Source organism: Bacteroides sp. D55t1_190419_B8 (assembly GCF_015558905.1).
Taxonomy (GTDB): Bacteria; Bacteroidota; Bacteroidia; order Bacteroidales; family Bacteroidaceae; genus Bacteroides; species Bacteroides vicugnae.
Genome location: NZ_JADMOU010000017.1, coordinates 94,430 through 112,385, shown reverse-complemented (window position 1 = coordinate 112,385; position 17,956 = coordinate 94,430). Strand labels below are relative to the sequence as shown.

Genomic DNA, 17,956 nt, shown 5'->3' with positions numbered 1-17,956 from the left:
TATTTTTATTTATTTGATGGCCATCTGAGTTTTTTGGTTTTCTTTACTATATTTCCTTGCTCATCATATTCTGAGATTTCAAGTGTTATGGTACCATTGTAGTCGGAATTGTAGATATGCTTAACTTTTTTGTTCCCTTTATAATAGATACTGTCGGTTGAGTAGCCTGTACTTCTTATAGTATGATTGACATTTACTTTCAGTCCGTTTTCTTCATACTCTGTTTCTTTATTGACTAAAGTCATATCATTGTCCAATTCTTCCTTAATTTTCTTTTTTCCATCAATGTATTCCTTCATCACTCTATTAAGTACACCGTTTAAGGTAATCCGAGTGATTAAGGTATCATTAACAGTTTGTTTCAATGAACACTCGATATTTTGTTTGTAATCGGAAGAGGGGACAAGATTAACAGCTTCTTTATAATCTGTATCATTAAATTTATAGGTTTCTTCTATTTGCCCGGTATTTAAATCATGATGGATTTTCTTCGTATTATTTCCATTATTATCATAGTAGTAGTATTCCTCATATCTTGAGTCAGAAGAGGGTCCATCTCCTAATATTATAATACTTTTTTTATACTTAGGTTTATTCTTATCATAATAGGTAGAAAAAGTATAACTAAATGTGTCTTTATTATTTTCCAATACAAGTTCTTCTATGGTATTTTCAGTGTATCTCATTGTTTTTAGCAATGATTCCGACAAGGGTTCCTCTACAGTATAGCAAGAAGAATCATTATCATAACTATATATCTTTATAAAATTATTTACATCTGCCAAAATTCCTTTATCTTTATTGCCTCCAAAATAGAGATAGTCATATTCAGTACCCTGTGCAGTTAGAATCCTGTTGTTTTCATTATAAATATTAATATATTTAATAATATTAACAGAATTATATTCTTCCTGCTGTTTACTATTTTTGCAGCTCAATAAAAGTAATATACTACCTAAAAAAAATAAATTTCTTATATTCATTATTTTAGAATTTAACTCCTAGATTACCTAAATTTTTTTGCATCTCTATATAATGTGAATTCAGTATTTTGTGACATTCATTCATCTTTTCCTCTACAGATTTGTCTCCACTTTCAAATTTTTTTTGTAATTCTCGATATTTTATTAGTGTTTTTTTGTAATCGCTATAATTTATACATGCTAATCTCCATTGCATCAAGTCCGTCTCATACATCCATGTGCCTAAACTTATGACAGTCATATAGGGACTTAATTTTGTTTTTCCGGCTGCAAACAGTAAAATGTCTCCGGCAGCTGACCAATATTCACCATTACCTACCTCATCTATAATAGAAATAAGCGACAATCCATCTCCAATTTTGCCTATATGTTTATTATCCATTAGCATATTCGCTGCATCAAGGGGAGCTCCGATTTGGTCATTTATTTGACTACCTAATGATAGTATCCCATTTCTTGCGTCATTTCCCTTTAGTGCTCCTGTTTTTTAGATTCCTTATAACGTCGAATCATCTCATTCAGCTCTTCATTTGAGATAGTAATATCCGACTTTGATTTGCAAATTTCCTTTGTAATATTGCCTTTTCCGTCATATTCTAATGTGGTGACCGATTTATTTTCAGGCGAGACGGAAACACTTCTAACCTTTTTTCCTTTTATCTGATAGATGCTATCAACTGTAATAATTCCGTTTTTTACTGATTCTCTTACTTTAATATCAAAGCCATTAGCCGTATAATTGGTGATTTTATTCTGCGGCTTCTGATTTTCATCGAATGTAATCTCAATGGTTTTGTCATTATCTATGTATTGTTTTACAGAATATGAAGTATCCGTATTGATGCGGTAATAAATAATTGTCGTATCTGCAATAATTTCTTTAAGCCCATATGTTTCGACAACTTCACCGCTATTAAAATCCCTCTTTATTATTTTGATTAAATCACCTTTATCGTCATAATAATAATTTGATTCTATATTTATGTTTTCCTCTTCATCAATAATTGGGAATCCGGAAAGTGTATAGTTTTCTCTTTCCACCAGTGGCTTCGATTGTGTTGCATCCGTATAAGTACGCATACGAAACTTAATGGTATCATTATTTTTGAGTGTATAATACTTTTCAAAAGTTTTACCTTTGATTATTGTTGATATTTCATTGGGAGATAAATCATCAGTCTCTGTAATCATGTACGTATCATTATCCGAGTAGTTATATCTTTGAGTAATTTTAACAGCCCGTCCCGAAATATATGCTCCATCCTCCAAAAATTGTGATTGTTGTTTGATAAGAACCTCGGCCAAGCGTCCATCTTTACCATAACTGTTTGTATAGCTGTACGTTGTTATGGTATCAAATTTTTCTTGTACCTTAGATTGCCCACAGGCGTTAAAGAGTACAAGCATTCCATATAAAAGACTATATATCGTTTTCATAGTATGATAAATTAATTTTTGATCCCCAAATTACGCAGGCACTCCTCGAATATCTTCCGTTGAGTTTCTATCTGGCTTCTAAGTTTTTGCTTTGTATTCCAATCTGTCTCTCTCTCCAATTCGTATAGGAGACGAAGATATTCTCGGGCGGAGAGCCGTGCCAATCTTCTTTGCATCAAATCTGTATGATACATCCATGTGCCTAAACTTATAGCAGTCAGATAAGGACTTAATTTTGTTTTTCCGGCTGCAAACAGTAAGATGTCTCCGGCAGCAGACCAATATTCACCATTACCTACCTCATCTATAATAGAAATAAGCGACAATCCATCTCCAATTTTACCTATATGTTTATTATCCATTAGCATGTTCGCTGCATCAAGAGGAGCTCCGATTTGGTCGTTTATTTGACTACCTAATGATAGTATTCCATTTCTTCTATCGTTTCCCTTTTGTGCACCTTCTACTTTTTTTATTATGGGAAGAGGCATTTCCCAATAACTTTTAATAGCATCCGCCCGATGAATCAATTTTAGCATCTCCTCCACGATACCATAAAATGCATAATAGGCATCGTAATCATATTTCATCAATTCGTTTTTGGGCAAGACATGAAGCGTATGTAATGTTTTGGTTTCTATGATTGCATCTTTCCTTTGAAAATAGGGGAAAGGTATTTGCTGATATTTTGGAATCGCCCATAATTGTTCTGGATTAGTGCGGATAAAATATAGGGTTTCTGTTGTCCAATACACATACCCGATGCCTTCTACCAATCCCGTATAGGTCGTATTACCGGCATTCACCATAGCCTCGAACTCTGGCAATTTCTTTATTTCTATTTCCTTACCCATCTTATTGTAGATTATTTAACCCAGTGATTGTCAAAGCTAATTCCATTTATTAACATCTCATCAGGAGATATTACCAGTTGACTTTCTAATCCTCCTTCGTTGGCTATACTTCGATTGAATCGTATGCAATATGCGTTAATGAAATTAATTTTCAAGGGAGGATTTGTTGTCTTTGATTTAAAAATCACAGACCCATTTTTGGGAATGGATGCCATTCCCCATCTGTAAATGTTTTCAGGAAGCGTTTGTGATAATGTAATGGACATGATACCACCACGTACTTCATCTTGCGGTTGCCCTTTATGGTCGACAGATTGAGCGAAATTTATATCGAAATGGCTCATTTCATATTCCTGACCATCAAGGATAAACCATGCTGTTAAGTCGCTGTCTACTTGTAGAAAACTAAATAATTCCATACCGTTTATTTTTAATAGTCAAAAACTCATTCGTTAATAGTCCAACGATTTTCAAACGTTGTCTCACCTACCTTTATTTTTCGTACTTGGAGAATAATTTTAGTATGTATATAGGCTTTTCCTTTTTGCGTATATTCAATATTCAATCCAGTACAGGCTGCCTGCTCAAATAAAATCTTTTCCAAAGGTTCATCACTGTCATCGCATATTACAATTGCACCGTCTTCATATTTTTTAGAGTTCAGTATCCAGTGGAGCATATCATCTTGCGGTAAACCGGCATAAGTCAGGTACAAGGTTCCACCTCGTACATCAGTTTGCGGTTTGCCATCCGTGTTCGTTCCCTGATTAAAACTGAAATGGCAATTTTCAAGTTCATAACTGTCTTTGTACAATCCCGAAATACTGGAATCGCCCAAAGCACCTATCCTCAAAAAACTTTTATGTCCAAACATAGTATCTTCATTTTATCATTTCACATTCCAATCAATATCTCCATTATCCGCCACATCAACAACAACCGTATTACCTGCCGCCAATGTCCCTGCAACAATCATCTTTGAGATAGGACGGCGGATATAGTTACGTATCGTACCTGCCACTTGCCGAGCTCCGTATTTTGGAGTGAAGCCACGGGTAGCGAGCAGGTTCTTTGCCTTCTCCGTAATCTCAATGTCAATATGTTGCTTCTCAAGCAATGCTATAACTCCCTTTAACTGTATCTCAAAGATACGAACCAGCATTGTTTCGTTAATAGGAGAGAAAGGCACGATTTCCGACAAACGGGCAAGAAACTCCGGACGGAAATAACTGCCCATGACTTCCATCAGGTCAGTGGTAGAAGGATTCTTGCCCTCATTAATCTGCTTGCTAAGCCATTCGCTACCTACATTGGATGTAAACAGTACGATAGAATTGGAAAAATCACCCTCTTTGCCCAAACGGTCGTGTAGCTTGCCTTCGTCCATGATTTGCAGGAAGATGTCATAAACGGAAGAATGGGCCTTCTCTATCTCATCGAAAAGCACCACCGCATAAGGCTGACGGCGTATCCGGTTCACGAGTACGCCACCTTCTTCGTAGCCCACGTATCCCGGAGGCGCTCCCAATAGCAGGGCTGCCGAATGTTCTTCCTTAAACTCTGACATATCAAAACGAATCATCGCCTTTTCGTCATTGAAAAGTGCTTCTGCCAATGCTTTTGCCAATTCAGTCTTACCGGTTCCGGTAGGTCCCAGCAGGAAGAATGAGCCAATCGGTTGTCCCGGTTTGTTCATTCCACTTCGTGATTCGACAATGGCATCTGTCAATACCTTCAGCGCATTATCCTGTCCCACCACTCTACGACGCAGAATATCTTCCATGTTGAGTAACTTTTCTTTCTCTCCGGATTCTATCTTGCCGATAGGGATACCTGTAGAAGAAGAAACAACGGCTGCCACTTCATGGGAAGTGATTTTCCCGATTTTCTCTTTGGTCAATTCACGCAATCGGTCAAGTACACCTAAAATATAATCCATCCATTCACCGTAGTCTGATGACTCCGGTTCATTCTGTCCATCGGAGATCATTCCCAGAAGGATAGGGCTTAACCGGTTCTTCATGGTGAAGTTGACTAACCGCAACTTCTCCGTGCGCTCCGCTTCGGGCTGGTCTTCCGCCGCTTCAATCGCGGCAAGCTGCTCTGCCAGTCCCTTTATATCTTTTTCCCCGCTCTGGTTAATCATCTTAACCGCAGAGAGGGTACGGTCTATCAAATCAATAGCGGCATCCGGCAAACGGCGTTCCTTGACATAACGCTTGGCGAGTGCCACGCATTCCGGCAACGAATCTACATCTACCCCCACACCGTGGTAGCTTTCATATCTTTCCAAAGCTGCCTGTATCATATTTACGGTGGATGCAAGGTCAGGTTCCGATACTTGCAATACTTCAAAACGCCGGTTAAGGGCATGGTCCGGTTCAATCAGTTTACGGTATTCGTCCACCGTAGTGACTCCGATTACCGTTATATTTCCTTTGGCAAGCTCCGGTTTCAGGATGCTTGCCGCTCCGCTGTTGCCCGACTTGGGGTCGATCAGCGTATGTATTTCATCAATGAAGAGAATCGCATTGCCGTGAGCCGACAATTCTTTGATGATTCCTTTCAGCCGTTCTTCTATCTCGCCTTTGTAGGTAGCACCCGCAATCAGTGTTCCTGTGTCAAGCTCATAGATAGTCATGTCCTTTAGATATTGGGGAACTGTACCCTCAATGATGCTGCATGCCAAACCATCTACCAGAGCAGTCTTACCCACACCGGCATCGCCGATGATGAGCACGTTGGGCTTACCCATCCGCCCCAGAATTTCCATCATCATGCGTGTCTCACGGTCACGGCACACGATAGGATATACTTTCTTGTCTGCCGCAAGAGCAGTCTTATCCGTACAGTACTTATCTAAATTGCCCGCCCCGGCTGTCCATAGGGGGGCTTCACTCCCCGGAAGGTCAGTCTGCGTACTTACGGATTTTTTCATATTACCCATTCCGCTCGTGAAGAGGTCATGTATCTCACGCTCCCGAATAGGGAACGAGCGCAACTCGTCCGTACTGAAACCTGCTTCGGGTGTAGCAATGGCTGCCAGCAGGCAAAGTGGATTGATTTCCAGCAGTCCCCACTTGATTCGTACATTATCGGCTTGCTCAAACAGTTCGTTAACTTTCGGATCGGGCATTATCTCGCCTGCGCCGGCAGCCTTGGGGTACTCCTCTATTCTTACCTCCGCCCATTCACGCAAGTAATCGGCGTCCTTACCCAACGATTCGACAAACGAACGCAGACCTACCTCTTTGTGCATCAAGGCAAACAAAAGGTGTGCCGGAGCATAGCTGGCATTGCCATACTCACGGGCGACACCTTTTGATATTCGGATTACGCTCTGAACTGTTTCATTGATGTTCAAAAAATCCATATTTTATTCTTATTACGCCTGTTCGTAATTTGTATTCCAGTTTGTACCATCATCACCTTTCGTGCCGTCCAACTTGATAACAAAGCTCTTGGCAGGGAAGAACGGAGTCATGTGAATATCCAGATAAATACGGTCTTTCTGCTTTTGGTCTTGCTCGAAACGGATTATCTTGAATTTCTCGATAAGGCGGTCGGCTCCCTGTACACTATCAAGATACTGTACAATCTGCCCTCTCAGGTCACGTTCGGTTTTAGAACTCCAGTTCTCGAACGAACGGCGGTTCAGGAAATCAAACAATACCTTGGTAATATAGTCGAATACACGTACCACAGAATAAGTTTGCAATCCCAGATTGTCACCGTTGAACAATGTCTTTGCGGAGAACGCCATCACTTTACCATATTCATTGACCATTGGAATTAAACCCATTTTCTCCAGTTGTGAGATTTCGCTTTTCTTCAACGGGAATACCACCGCATCTATTTCATTAATGCCGCCATACTTCTTACCGGCAGTTACCTGAGACATCAGAGTGGTGTAAACTTTACCCATCAAAGCAATAGACGGAGAAACATGGAGGTCTTCCTCTTCACCGATTTCCCGGTATCCGGCACGTCCCACCAGCCAGTTGCAGGTCATGCAGGTATTGCTTTTGAAGGCCTCCCCACTTGCCATATTGGAGGAAGAGAACAGTTCCACCACATCTTCCGGCTTATCAAGGTCGGCAAAGTCCGTATAGAGCATCACTTTATTCTCATAAGCGATTTTCGCCCATTTTTCAAGCACCTTATTCGAACCAAGATAGCCCGGAATGGCTAACAGTGAGTAATTTTGACGTAAATCCAACTTGTCATAGTTCTGTTTCAGTTCGCGGGCAACGAAATCAATGAAGCGGGGATTGTCGAGGTCGGTCAGTTGTTCTTTGGAAGCATTGACTATCGTCACGTTGTTCACTTTGTCCGCTTCCGTATTCTTATAGAACAACATCACTCCACGGTATGCCTGTTCCATATCCCTCACACTCTGCACTGCCACCAATTGGCTTTTGGCAAGATGCGATGCGGCAGCTTCCGATTTAGCTTTAGAAGTGGCAATCATTTCCGTCACTGCCGATGATGAGTTCAGCAGGTCGATCCACATATCTATCTTATTCTTCAGCACTTCCCGTTCTTCTTGCTTCTGTTCATCGGTTAAGAATATCTTTTTGCGTGCCTTACGCTCGGGGTTAAGGTTCTGAACACCATCTACTGTTGATTCCAGAAAATTGAAACCGCCGAATCTGGACAACACATCCAGTGCCGAAGCCAGAGAGGATTCCCCGTTTTTCTCTTTATAGGAAACTTGAACGGTTTCTTGCGCCTGAACTTCAGACTTATTTTTATTATCTTCCATAGTTCTTATTGTCTTTTATTCGGTCTTTAATTCGTTACTCAATGCTTCCAGTGCGCTGATAAACGCCTTTTTGGATTCCGGATTCTCCAACACCCGTTGTAGAACTTTATTAGAGCGCAATTGTGTCACCATCCCCTCGTAGAATGTTTTCTCCGTATCCAACTTATGGAGGAATGGACTATTCTGTGTCATATTCTTCACACTGAAGTCCGCCACTGAGCTAAATCTAAAGTTTTCTTTTACCGGTTGCCCTTCTTCATTTTCAAATTCAACATCAATGTTGGGTAAGAAGTGCGCAAACACCTCTTCGATAGTGCTTAAGCCTTTGACCGCTTCAGGAGTTATAGGTTCGTCAGCAGTTAACTGTTCAACTATGAGGGAGCGATTCTCCGGAATGTTTGCGATGGCTTCGGAAGTATCAACTTTCACTTCATTACCACCAATTCCATATTCAAGTATTGCCATTTGTCTTTTTTGTTTTTAAGCTACAGAAGCCATCCACATATTAAAAAAAACAGCAGATGGCTTCTGTTACCTACATGAATACTAAATGATTACTTCGGCCAATTCTGTTCAAATTGTGCGCCACCAATCTTGATTACCTGAGCCGATACGACAAAAGTGATAGTCATCGGCTGCGAGCCGACAATGTCGATGTTTTCGGTAAATTCGGTAATGTATCCGTTTTCCCAGGTAAGTTCCTTCATCTTGGCTTCTTCATCTCCTTTTTTGAAGACGATGCTGCCGGAATGAGGTTTAAACTGATTGGTCATGTTCTCCAGAATCGAAGTATCATCAGTCGATTCCACATGCAGACGAATTTGTCCGCCGTAAATGTTTGAAGATGGACGTCCTTTGGAATCCACATCTCGCTTGAGACTGTACGTGCAATCCAGCACGTCAAACTCTTTTCCTGCAAAGCTTAAGGTTGCTCTAAATGCCATGTTTTAGGAGTTTAAATGTTAATAATTTGTTTAATACAGACTACAAGAAAACTACGATTTCATTTCATTATAAAAGTGCATGGCTTCTATATAGTCCTCAGCATGCAAATATAGAACAAAAATAATATACGAAAAATGGTTTGCTTAAAAAATAAAATATATTTTTTGATAATTATATATCCATAAACAAATAATGGGATCTATTATTGAGAGAATTTATAATTAAAGAAGTGTAACTGATTGATAAAAAGACGTATATATGCCTATTTAGAATCTTATTGAAAACGTGAAGGCGATTATTGAGATTGCATTATATGAAAAGAATAATGGCAATACCTTCGTCTTTACGTATGGATATTGCCATTAAATATATTGCTAAATTAGGAAGGCTGTAGAACTTCAGGATTTCCTTAAACATCTGTCCATATAGTCTCCTGTGACTATTCCGAAAGCAATGTTTTCAGGTCATTCTTATTGATGCCCATATACTTGCATATTTTGGATTCACTTATGCCATCTGATATCATTTGCCGGATTGCCTTTTTATCCCTGTCATACATCTCCAACCTATCAAAAATAATGTCAGTTAAAAAGTCGATTCCTTCTGAAAAAGCATTTTCTCCTTCTTTAGTCTTATAGTCTATCGTGCAGATTTTAGCACACTCTTTATGTAATATCAAATAATAAATTCCCCCTATTAGGATTGACACAATACTTTTAATATTGATTTTCGCCGGTGCAAAGAGATTTTCGTAAAATGTTATTAAGTTTAAGTTCATAACATCCCGTGTTTCCGCAGATCTCTTTGTAGTACTATTAATAGTTGTCATTTCGTAAAGCAGCAACTTTTGCATCACACTGTTCTCTGACAGATTCCTGAACAATGTCTTGAACGTTTCTGCAAAAAACTTTTTAGGTCCTAATGTATTAAGTGTGGAAATATCAATGGTATTATTGATCCAGAAGTCGTATTGCTTGGCCAGTCTGTCATAAAGATTATCCATCGAACCATATCTTCTATAAAACACATTAGCTTCTAAGTCAGCAGCTTTCATTAATGCACTCAAATTAACATTTCCAAAACCAAACTCACCTACAAGCTTTTCAAATTCAGATATTACCTCCTTATCCAACTGCTCATTGGTTCTCCTTATTCGAATTTTTTTATCTCCCTGTCCCATCATTATTATATAGTACTTATTAAATAATAAAAAATTTAATCACCAGAAGTCCGGAGGTATTTTCGTTTTTCCCTCCAATAAAATTTCATTCCTAAAGAATCAGTTGGAGTTGTTCAAAGAAGGCTTATGCTTGTTTATCCAACAGTTTGATTCTCCCTTCGCATGTTTGTTTGTATAAACAATGAGATATGTTGCAAATATAGGTATTTTACGCCTTACAAGCAACAAATAAGTAATTCAAATATAATATGTGGCTGTTTTACTAATTCAATTATAGACGATTTAATTTGCTTAGTTTATTTTTGTCATTATCTTTGCAAACAAATTTATAACGTATAAATACTAAAATGAAAGAGAACATATCTAGGTTCAAAATTGACTATTCGGTATGTAAGAATAGCCCCGGTGGCAGTATTTTGGAAAAAGTCTCCAATTTCCAAAAAGAACTCCAACTACACGAAGAGAACTCGCTACACATCTACGTCAAATCCCCAATGGTTTCCGGTTGCGGTAGGGAAGTCGAGGTTGTTGATAGAAAAACTAATGAAGTAAAGAAAATGCTGATGTTCGGTTCCAATAGTTATTTGGATGCTACCGGCATACCATCAGTAGTGGAAAAGGCGGTTCGTGTAATAACTGACTATGGAGTAGGAAGTGGCGGGGTTCCACTATTGAGCGGAACGACAATATTCCAAAATGAATTGGAAAAAGAGATAGCCAAGCTGACCGGTTTTGATGACACTATATTATTCTCTTCTGGCTTCACTGCCAATATAGGTGTGATAGTAGGATTGATACGCCCTAACAACTTGCTGGTATATGACAGGCTCAACCACGCCAGTTTAATTGACGGGGCTCTAATGTCCGGTGCCAAAATGGTAAGATATAAGCATAATGATCCTAAAGCACTTGAAAAAATATTAAAAGAAAATGCCGGGCAATACAAGGATGGTATGATGGTGGTGACTGACGGAGTATTTAGTATGGATGGGGATATTGCCGATATTCCGGCTATCTTAGAGATTACGAAGAAATATAATGCATTGCTTTTAATAGACGATGCCCATGCGACGGGAGTGATTGGAGAAGACGGAGCCGGAACGCTAAGCTATTATGATATAAAAGAGCGCGAAAATATAATCGTTACAGGAACGCTCAGTAAAGCAATAGGATCGATAGGAGGTTTTATAACTGCCAAACAGAACATTATTGATTACCTGAGGGTTTATGCCCGTAGCAACATGTATTCTACCTCTTTACCCCAGAGTATTTGTGCGGCATCCCTTGAAGTAATCAAAGAGATGCGTAATACGGACATTCAGAATGCACTGAAGCGGAATGCCGAATATGTAAGGAATGGATTGAAAGATTTGGGTTTCAATACATTAAATTCGATTACCCCTATTATACCTGTGATTGTGGGAGATGAATACATATTGACTCAGATAACAAAGGAACTTTATGACAGGGATATATTCACCAATGCCATATTTCCTCCGGTTGTACCTCCTAATATGTGCCGAATTAGAATTGGCGTTATGTCGTCACATACGCTTGAAGACTGTGACAGGTTGATAAACGCCTTCCATGAAATAGGCAAAAAATACGGACTTATTTGATAAAACGACATATTTTCATACAAATATACAGCGGCTGCATTTTGGTATGGATGCAGCCGCTATTTTTAAATACTGAAACTTTTTCTTGATTTGGAAACCGATGTTTGTATCTGCGGACAAGCAATATCTTCTCTTTCTTCTTTCACCTCTTTTGAGGCGGCTTGTTCAGGAGGTGTAAGTATCTGCTGTATCTTCCGTTCCAACGCCGCCACTTCCGATTTCAGTCCTTTCAGTTCCTCTTCCTTCTTCCACGTGCCGCCTACAATCTCCCGCAGCGTGGGCAGGTCTTTCTCTATCGCCGCATTCTGTGACTTGTATTGCTCCATGAGCTTGGGTATGCGGTCCAAGGCATTGAGGAAATTGGTAGCCGCCGCCTTGTGGTCTGCCATCGCTATCAGCCCGTTGTTGTAGGTGTACTTGTATTCACCTCCGACAAAGAAACGGTTTTGTTTCGCTTCCATCCCTTCACGGATAGAGCTTTCGGTCTTTACCAGAATGGGAAAGCCGTACAGCTCGCCGATACGGGTGTATTCGCCGCCTGTCGTGGCGTTCTTGGCAATCTCCTGCAACCGTGTCCCGACACTTTTTACATCGGTAGCCGTCAGTCCGTCCAGCCGTACCGGATTCCGGTAATAGCCGTCCTCGTCCGTCTGCACCCGTGAAGTGAATTTCTCGTAGTCAGCTGTCAGTTTGGCGATGTGTTCGTTGTTCTCTTCCAGCGTTTTGGTATGTCCCTCCAACTTGAAGGCGGAACCGTTTTTTGCCTTGTGGAACGTCTTGCGCTCGCTTTCCAATGCCGCCACTTTCTTGTCCAAGCGTGCCTTGTCCAACAGATCGGTGTTACCGGAGAGGATAGCCATGTACTCCGAAAAATTCATGCCTGATTTCTCATCCATCGCCCCCTCATCAATCGTTCTCGCCCCCATAGCACCGCTTTTCAACTGACTGATAAAGGTCTGCTTGCAGTGCAGCAGGTTGAACTTGTAGCTGTCCAGCGACTTTTCAACGGCATAGATAATCACGTCCACCTTGTTACCGGCGAAAAATTTGGCAACTTCATTACCTTTACGTACCGCCCGCCCGTCCCGTTGGGAGAGGTCGGACGGTCGCCACGGTGTATCGAGGTGATGGAGTGCCACCGCCCTTTTCTGCGCGTTCACGCCCGTACCGAGCATGGAAGTGGAGCCGAACAGCACCCGCACTTTCCCCTCGTTCATGGCATCTATCACCGCTTTTCGCGCCTTGTCCGTCTTGCACTCTTGAATGAACCGTATCTCCGAAGCCGGAATGCCGTAATCCTCCACTAGCTTTCGTTTTATCTCACTGTACACGCTCCACTTGCCCGGCTGGTACGTACCCAGATCCGAAAACACGAACTGCGTACCCTTATGTTCGTCATACTTTTTATAGTATTCCGCAATCTTGGCGGCGCAATGCGAGGCTTTGTTATCCGGGTGGTCTTCATACTTGTCCCGGTCTATCATACGCATATCCAGTGCCATCTTGCGGGCATAGTCGGTGGCTATAAGCATCTTTGCCTTCTCTTCTGTTTCCGATAGCTTCTCCCGTCCCAGAACCGTGGCATCGCCCGACTGCGCGAACCGCATCAGCTTCTCAATAAACTCTTCCTGTATAGGTGTGGGTGGAATGTTGTGGAGTATCTCGTTCTTTTCCGGTCGGTCCACACCCACATCCTCCGCCGTGCGGTAGTCGGTAATCTCGTTGTAGAATGCCGCCAGCTCCGGCACTTTGATAAAGTAGCGGAAACGTTCTTTCTGTATCACCTGATTAGTGACGGAGAACTCGAAGTCGGTTGTTTTCTTGGCGAAAATTGCCGCCCACGCATCGAAACAGTTGATGTTCTGACGTTCCAGTTCCTTCGGGCGTAGATATTTAAACAATAAATACAGTTCCGTCAATGAATTGGAAACCGTAGTACCGGATAGGAACGTCGCTCCCAAATCCTTTCCCGTGCGTTCCTGAATAGTGCGCAGGGCAAACAGCATGTTCATCGCTTTCTGGCTCCCTTCGCTGTTTCCCAACCCAGCCACCCGGTCGTGACGGGTGTTGAAGGTAAGATTTTTGAACGAATGGGATTCATCAATAAATAAATGGTCGATACCCATCTGCTTGAAATCCACCACATCATCCGTGCGTGTTCTGATAGCATCCTCTATCTTGTCCAGCTTGGCTTTTAAGTTTATCTTACGCTTTTCCAAACCTTTGAGCATTCCCCTTGACACTTCTTTGCCTTGCGCCCTCAAAACATCGAGATTTTCTTCCACGCTATCCAGCTCTTTCTGCAAAATCTCCTGCTGCACATCGGTCGGCTGCGGTATCTTGCCGAACTGCTCATGCGACATGATGACGCAATCCCAATCGTTGTTCTTGATATTGTTAAAGAACTTCACCCGGTTCTTGGGTTCAAAGTCCTTTTCCGTCGCATAAAGGATTTTTGCGTTGGGATATGCCGTGCGGTAACACTCGGCAATCTCGGCAACATTCGCTTTCAATCCGATTATCATCGGTTTATGTGCCAGTCCCAGACGTTTCATTTCTTGCGCCGCAAGGCTCATTATCAACGTTTTACCCGTTCCCACTTCATGGTCGCATATCCCGCCTCCGTTCTGTTTGAGCATCCAGACACAATCTTTCTGGCTCTGGTAAACCTCCTTGATTTCGTACTTCTTTTCCAGCGCTTTCAAGTCCAAGCCCGGAAAGTTCTGGTGAGAGCCATCGTAAGAGGGGCGCACGAAACAGTTGAACTTGCGGTTGTACCTGTCCGCCAACCGCTGCTGGAATTCGGGCGACTGCTCGTTCAGCCAGTCCGTGAAACCGTTTCGTATCTCGTCAATCTTCGCGTTGGCAAGCTGTATCGCCTCGCTGTCCCTTACCTTGATGTCCCTGCCATGCTCGTCCTTGCCGATGCTTTTGGTGATGTCCGGCACGGTATTCAGCAGCGCGTTTTTCAACAGGCTGATACCGTCATATTTCCGGTATTGTCCCTGCACGGCGTACTGGTCGTTTATTTTTGCATTCTTGTCGGCACACTTCACCGAATATTCGTCGATACTCTCCGAGTAGGCTATCTTCACATCCGTTTCAAACAGATGCTTGATATAGGCAGTATAGATACCCGTGGGAATCCAGCGTTCACCGAAATTAAAATCCAGCTCGTCGAACGTAATCGGTCGGGGCAACGCTTCTTTCAGCGCGGCGAGTGCCTCGTCCACCCGCTCATCGGGCTTGTTCCCGTTTATCCATGCCTCTATCTGTTCCGCCTTTTCCACCACGTTCCCGGCGATGAAGCGGTCTTTAATCTCATAATTGTCCGCCAGCGGATTAAAGTAGATGCGCCCTTTGAGTTGAGTGACGAGTTCCTCCCTGCTGTTGTCGCAAAGTGTTTCCATGTAGTCGAGGTTCACCCTCCCGTACCGGTTCAATGAAGCGGACAAGGCTTCTTCGGGTGTATCGACGTGTGTCACCTCATTCAGCGCGAAGGCCACCGGATGGTCGAAAATATCAGCCTTGATAAACTGCCCGTTTTCCACACGCTCCAATGATAGCATATCACGCCCCGAAGTGTCCATAAGCAGGAACTTCACGTTCACTTTGGCGTTCAAACTGCCGAAACGTCCGGTAAACGTGTCGTATGCAGCGTTTAATGCCTCCCGTTCCGGCTTGTTTTCTTGGTGCATCTCCGCCTCGTAGGTGTACAGACGTTGGTAGCTGTCACGCATGGTGATGTAAAGCTCCGCTTTCTCCTGCTGTGCCCTATCCAAATCCAACGGGTGGAAGGTAGCCCCATAACGGGTAAGACCTTTCAGGTAGCCTACCTGATTGCCGTCGGAAACCAGCATACCCTCTTTGTGGTGCGGTTCCAACTTCCCCATAAGCGGACGGGGTTTCATCAGTTCTTCCTCTATCCGTTGCTGCTCTTCCCGTTCCGGTTCTTCCCGGTGGTGTTCGGGAATGGTTTCCGCTGTTGGTTGCCGCCTGATGTCTTTTCCCTGTCTCAGTTGTTCCCTCTCATCCGGTGTGAGACGCATCATCGCCTCATAGAATCCGTTGATGGGCGGGTTCGTCTCCCAGTTGATGGCGGCATAGACCTCCTCCGGATTTGTACTTGGCATTTCCGGCTCTGCCTGCACCGCAGGCTCCTGCGGTTTCATTTCTTTTTTTGCCGGATTCGGCTGATTGAACCGTTTTTTCCCGATGGAGGGCTTGCGCTTGTTTTTCTTGTCCGTTCTGGCTGGCTGCTTTTTCGCCATACCGGACTGGGCTAACCGCCGTTCCTCCTGCGTGAAGTTGAACAGGTCGTACAAATCCGTCACGGGAGGTGTAATCTCCGGCTTCTCTTCTTTCTCTTCCTTTTTCACGGGGTGAGGTTCCGATATTGTTTCAGGTACGGGTCGCTCACGCGGGGCTTCAGCTATCGGTTCCGGTTGTGGAGTAAGAACACTCTTTACAGGTTCCTGAACCGATAGCCGTGTGGCTTGTTGCACGGTTTGCCGTACATCTTGTACTTCCGTTCCGTTGTACAATTCCGGATTCAGCCGTCTGGCAAAATCTTCGGAGAGGATTTTCCGTATATCAGCGGCAATGCCCGGCACACCGCCCTCGTGTGTATAGACAAGGGCAGGTTTCCCATATATATTGGTATCTACCGCTTCTCGGGTGCGGATAATCCGCTCCGAGTGCGAACTTATATAACTGTTGGTGACGATGCCGCTATCCTGCCATTCCTGTGTCGAGGCAAGCAGATGGTCTTCCGGTGTAAGTCCTTGCTTCTTCATGTTCTTCTGCAATACGATCAAGTCGCTCCCCACTTCCGTATTTGCACTGTCGGTAAACAGGTTGCTTGGCAGGCGAACAGCCGAAACAAGGTCAGCTTGTTTCAGCATCTGGACACGCATGGCGAAGTTATCCCGCCCGTCCAGCACCCCTTGTGAGGTGATAAACGCCACAATTCCACCGTCGCGCACCGCATCCAGCCCTTTCAGGAAGAAATAATTATGTATGGCTTTGGTGGCGGAACGCCGCCCGTACTCTTTGCTCCGGGAATATTCGGCGTCGAACACCGACATATCGCCGAACGGAATATTCGACGTAGCCACATCGAAATAATTGGTAAACGGCCGTTCTATCCGTTCAAACCCTTCCGCGCGTATCTTGTGTCCGGGATAGAGGTGCGAAAGCAGCTTGCCCGTAAGCAGGTCCTTGTCAAACGCCATCACCTCCGCCTGCGGAGCGTTGGCGCCGAAAGCGGAGATAAACACGCCCTGTCCCGCCGACGGGTCAAGCAGGCGATTGGGGATAATACCTTGTTCATGGAGCGTATCGGCGATTGCCGATACGACTTCGGGGGGAGTATAAAACGCTGTCAGTACGGAGCTTTTGATACTGTCCATATAGCGTTTGTACTCTTTCTCATCGGTGGAGTTGTCACGGACAAGCTTGTGCAACTCTACCGTCATGGGGAACAACTCGCGGTCTGACTTCGCCCAATGTACGGAATCCATGATGGAACCGGCAGGGTTGAGGATGAACTTCAACCCGCCGAACCCGCAGTAACGGCTGAGTATCTCCCTCTCTTGGGGAGTAGCCGCCCTGCGCTCTTTTTCCAATGTGAATACCGTCCGCAATGCCTCGATGTTGTCCCGCAGCTTCGCTTTACGGTTAAACGCCATGTGCTTCGAGATAAATTACGACGGCTCCCGTCAGTTCCGTATAAAGGTGGTCGTATTCAGGTGTATAGGCGAAGCCGTCCGCAAGCGGGTATCGGGCAAACACCTCTTCCAGTTCCGGTTGCAGCTTCAAAGCGAACTTTGCGGCCTCACCCGGCGGTACTTCCTCGGCGAACTCGTTCCACAACACTTCGATAATCGTGTTGTACTTGGAGAAATGAAGCCCTCCGGTGAGTGCCGCCATTGCCAGCTCCTGCGCCCCTTCGGGCGTAGCTCCTGACAAGCGGGACTGTTCATACACGTCGGCGGCATGGTCGGCACGCCCGGTTATGAAATCGGTATCGGTCGCCTTGTCGGGATGGTTTTCTTTGAGGTATTTGAGTAAGTACAGACCGTAGTAAGAAAACTCGGTCGGTTGATTTTTCTTGTTCATTTTTCTATGGATTTTAGTGGGTTTATTATTAATTTTGCAAAAACAGAAAAATT

The 17,956-nt window shown here is 43.4% G+C and carries 14 protein-coding genes; 1 reads left to right on the top strand and 13 read right to left on the bottom strand.

Translation table 11 applies throughout. The features are described 5' to 3' along the window. Positions 1-5 precede the first annotated feature (5 nt). From I2I13_RS15240 to I2I13_RS15190, 11 genes are all read right to left on the bottom strand, one after another. Complete coding sequence (locus tag I2I13_RS15240) at positions 6-983, bottom strand: hypothetical protein (RefSeq protein ID WP_195649896.1); 978 nt, start codon at positions 981-983, stop codon at positions 6-8. 4 nt (positions 984-987) lie between these two features. Further along, positions 988-1,365, bottom strand: coding sequence for a hypothetical protein (locus I2I13_RS15235; protein ID WP_229128653.1), 378 nt, complete (start codon positions 1,363-1,365; stop codon positions 988-990). An 89-nt stretch (positions 1,366-1,454) separates the two neighbouring features. Beyond that, positions 1,455-2,420 (bottom strand): hypothetical protein, encoded by a 966-nt coding sequence (locus tag I2I13_RS15230; RefSeq protein WP_195649895.1) that lies wholly within the window; start codon positions 2,418-2,420, stop codon positions 1,455-1,457. Between the two features lie 11 nt (positions 2,421-2,431). After that, positions 2,432-3,274: a hypothetical protein gene (locus I2I13_RS15225; RefSeq protein ID WP_229128652.1), complete on the bottom strand. Its 843-nt coding sequence runs from the start codon at positions 3,272-3,274 to the stop codon at positions 2,432-2,434. Positions 3,275-3,285: 11 nt separating this feature from the next. Further along, positions 3,286-3,693: a type VI secretion system tube protein TssD gene (gene tssD, locus I2I13_RS15220; protein ID WP_122287267.1), complete on the bottom strand. Its 408-nt coding sequence runs from the start codon at positions 3,691-3,693 to the stop codon at positions 3,286-3,288. 26 nt (positions 3,694-3,719) lie between these two features. Then, the gene (tssD, locus tag I2I13_RS15215; protein ID WP_122143034.1) at positions 3,720-4,148 is read right to left on the bottom strand and encodes a type VI secretion system tube protein TssD; all 429 of its coding nucleotides are present in this window, start codon (positions 4,146-4,148) and stop codon (positions 3,720-3,722) included. Between the two features lie 15 nt (positions 4,149-4,163). Further along, positions 4,164-6,647, bottom strand: a complete 2,484-nt coding sequence (locus tag I2I13_RS15210; RefSeq protein ID WP_195649894.1) for an ATP-dependent Clp protease ATP-binding subunit — start codon at positions 6,645-6,647, stop codon at positions 4,164-4,166. A 12-nt stretch (positions 6,648-6,659) separates the two neighbouring features. Further along, positions 6,660-8,039: a DUF5458 family protein gene (locus I2I13_RS15205; RefSeq protein WP_005787102.1), complete on the bottom strand. Its 1,380-nt coding sequence runs from the start codon at positions 8,037-8,039 to the stop codon at positions 6,660-6,662. A 15-nt stretch (positions 8,040-8,054) separates the two neighbouring features. After that, the gene (locus I2I13_RS15200; protein WP_011202663.1) at positions 8,055-8,504 is read right to left on the bottom strand and encodes a hypothetical protein; all 450 of its coding nucleotides are present in this window, start codon (positions 8,502-8,504) and stop codon (positions 8,055-8,057) included. A gap of 89 nt (positions 8,505-8,593) precedes the next feature. Next, the gene (gene tssD / locus I2I13_RS15195; RefSeq protein ID WP_005787106.1) at positions 8,594-8,983 is read right to left on the bottom strand and encodes a type VI secretion system tube protein TssD; all 390 of its coding nucleotides are present in this window, start codon (positions 8,981-8,983) and stop codon (positions 8,594-8,596) included. Positions 8,984-9,423: 440 nt separating this feature from the next. Next, positions 9,424-10,164: a TetR/AcrR family transcriptional regulator gene (locus tag I2I13_RS15190; RefSeq protein ID WP_195649904.1), complete on the bottom strand. Its 741-nt coding sequence runs from the start codon at positions 10,162-10,164 to the stop codon at positions 9,424-9,426. A gap of 347 nt (positions 10,165-10,511) precedes the next feature. Here I2I13_RS15190 and I2I13_RS15185 point away from each other — a divergent pair, with 347 nt between their 5' ends. Then, positions 10,512-11,783, top strand: a complete 1,272-nt coding sequence (locus I2I13_RS15185) for a pyridoxal phosphate-dependent aminotransferase family protein (protein ID WP_032556653.1) — start codon at positions 10,512-10,514, stop codon at positions 11,781-11,783. Positions 11,784-11,848: 65 nt separating this feature from the next. Here the strand turns inward: I2I13_RS15185 and I2I13_RS15180 are convergent, their stop codons facing one another. Further along, positions 11,849-17,473 (bottom strand): helicase-related protein, encoded by a 5,625-nt coding sequence (locus I2I13_RS15180; RefSeq protein WP_195649893.1) that lies wholly within the window; start codon positions 17,471-17,473, stop codon positions 11,849-11,851. Beyond that, a complete protein-coding gene (locus tag I2I13_RS15175; RefSeq protein ID WP_195649892.1) occupies positions 17,463-17,903 on the bottom strand; it encodes a DUF1896 family protein in 441 nt (146 codons plus the stop codon). The genes I2I13_RS15180 and I2I13_RS15175 overlap by 11 nt, the downstream gene beginning before the upstream one ends. Between the last annotated feature and the right edge of the window lie 53 nt (positions 17,904-17,956).

Excerpts from the sequence above, each read along its gene's own strand:
- I2I13_RS15175 (WP_195649892.1), bottom strand. The coding sequence starts at position 17,903 with ATGAACAAGAAAAATCAACCGACCGAGTTTTCTTACTACGGTCTGTAC.
- I2I13_RS15190 (WP_195649904.1), bottom strand. The coding sequence starts at position 10,164 with ATGGGACAGGGAGATAAAAAAATTCGAATAAGGAGAACCAATGAGCAG.
- I2I13_RS15200 (WP_011202663.1), bottom strand. The coding sequence starts at position 8,504 with ATGGCAATACTTGAATATGGAATTGGTGGTAATGAAGTGAAAGTTGAT.
- I2I13_RS15180 (WP_195649893.1), bottom strand. The coding sequence starts at position 17,473 with ATGGCGTTTAACCGTAAAGCGAAGCTGCGGGACAACATCGAGGCATTG.
- tssD (WP_005787106.1), bottom strand. The coding sequence starts at position 8,983 with ATGGCATTTAGAGCAACCTTAAGCTTTGCAGGAAAAGAGTTTGACGTG.
- I2I13_RS15185 (WP_032556653.1), top strand. The coding sequence starts at position 10,512 with ATGAAAGAGAACATATCTAGGTTCAAAATTGACTATTCGGTATGTAAG.
- tssD (WP_122287267.1), bottom strand. The coding sequence starts at position 3,693 with ATGGAATTATTTAGTTTTCTACAAGTAGACAGCGACTTAACAGCATGG.
- I2I13_RS15210 (WP_195649894.1), bottom strand. The coding sequence starts at position 6,647 with ATGGATTTTTTGAACATCAATGAAACAGTTCAGAGCGTAATCCGAATA.
- I2I13_RS15225 (WP_229128652.1), bottom strand. The coding sequence starts at position 3,274 with ATGGGTAAGGAAATAGAAATAAAGAAATTGCCAGAGTTCGAGGCTATG.
- tssD (WP_122143034.1), bottom strand. The coding sequence starts at position 4,148 with ATGTTTGGACATAAAAGTTTTTTGAGGATAGGTGCTTTGGGCGATTCC.
- I2I13_RS15205 (WP_005787102.1), bottom strand. The coding sequence starts at position 8,039 with ATGGAAGATAATAAAAATAAGTCTGAAGTTCAGGCGCAAGAAACCGTT.
- I2I13_RS15240 (WP_195649896.1), bottom strand. The coding sequence starts at position 983 with ATGAATATAAGAAATTTATTTTTTTTAGGTAGTATATTACTTTTATTG.
- I2I13_RS15230 (WP_195649895.1), bottom strand. The coding sequence starts at position 2,420 with ATGAAAACGATATATAGTCTTTTATATGGAATGCTTGTACTCTTTAAC.
- I2I13_RS15235 (WP_229128653.1), bottom strand. The coding sequence starts at position 1,365 with ATGGATAATAAACATATAGGCAAAATTGGAGATGGATTGTCGCTTATT.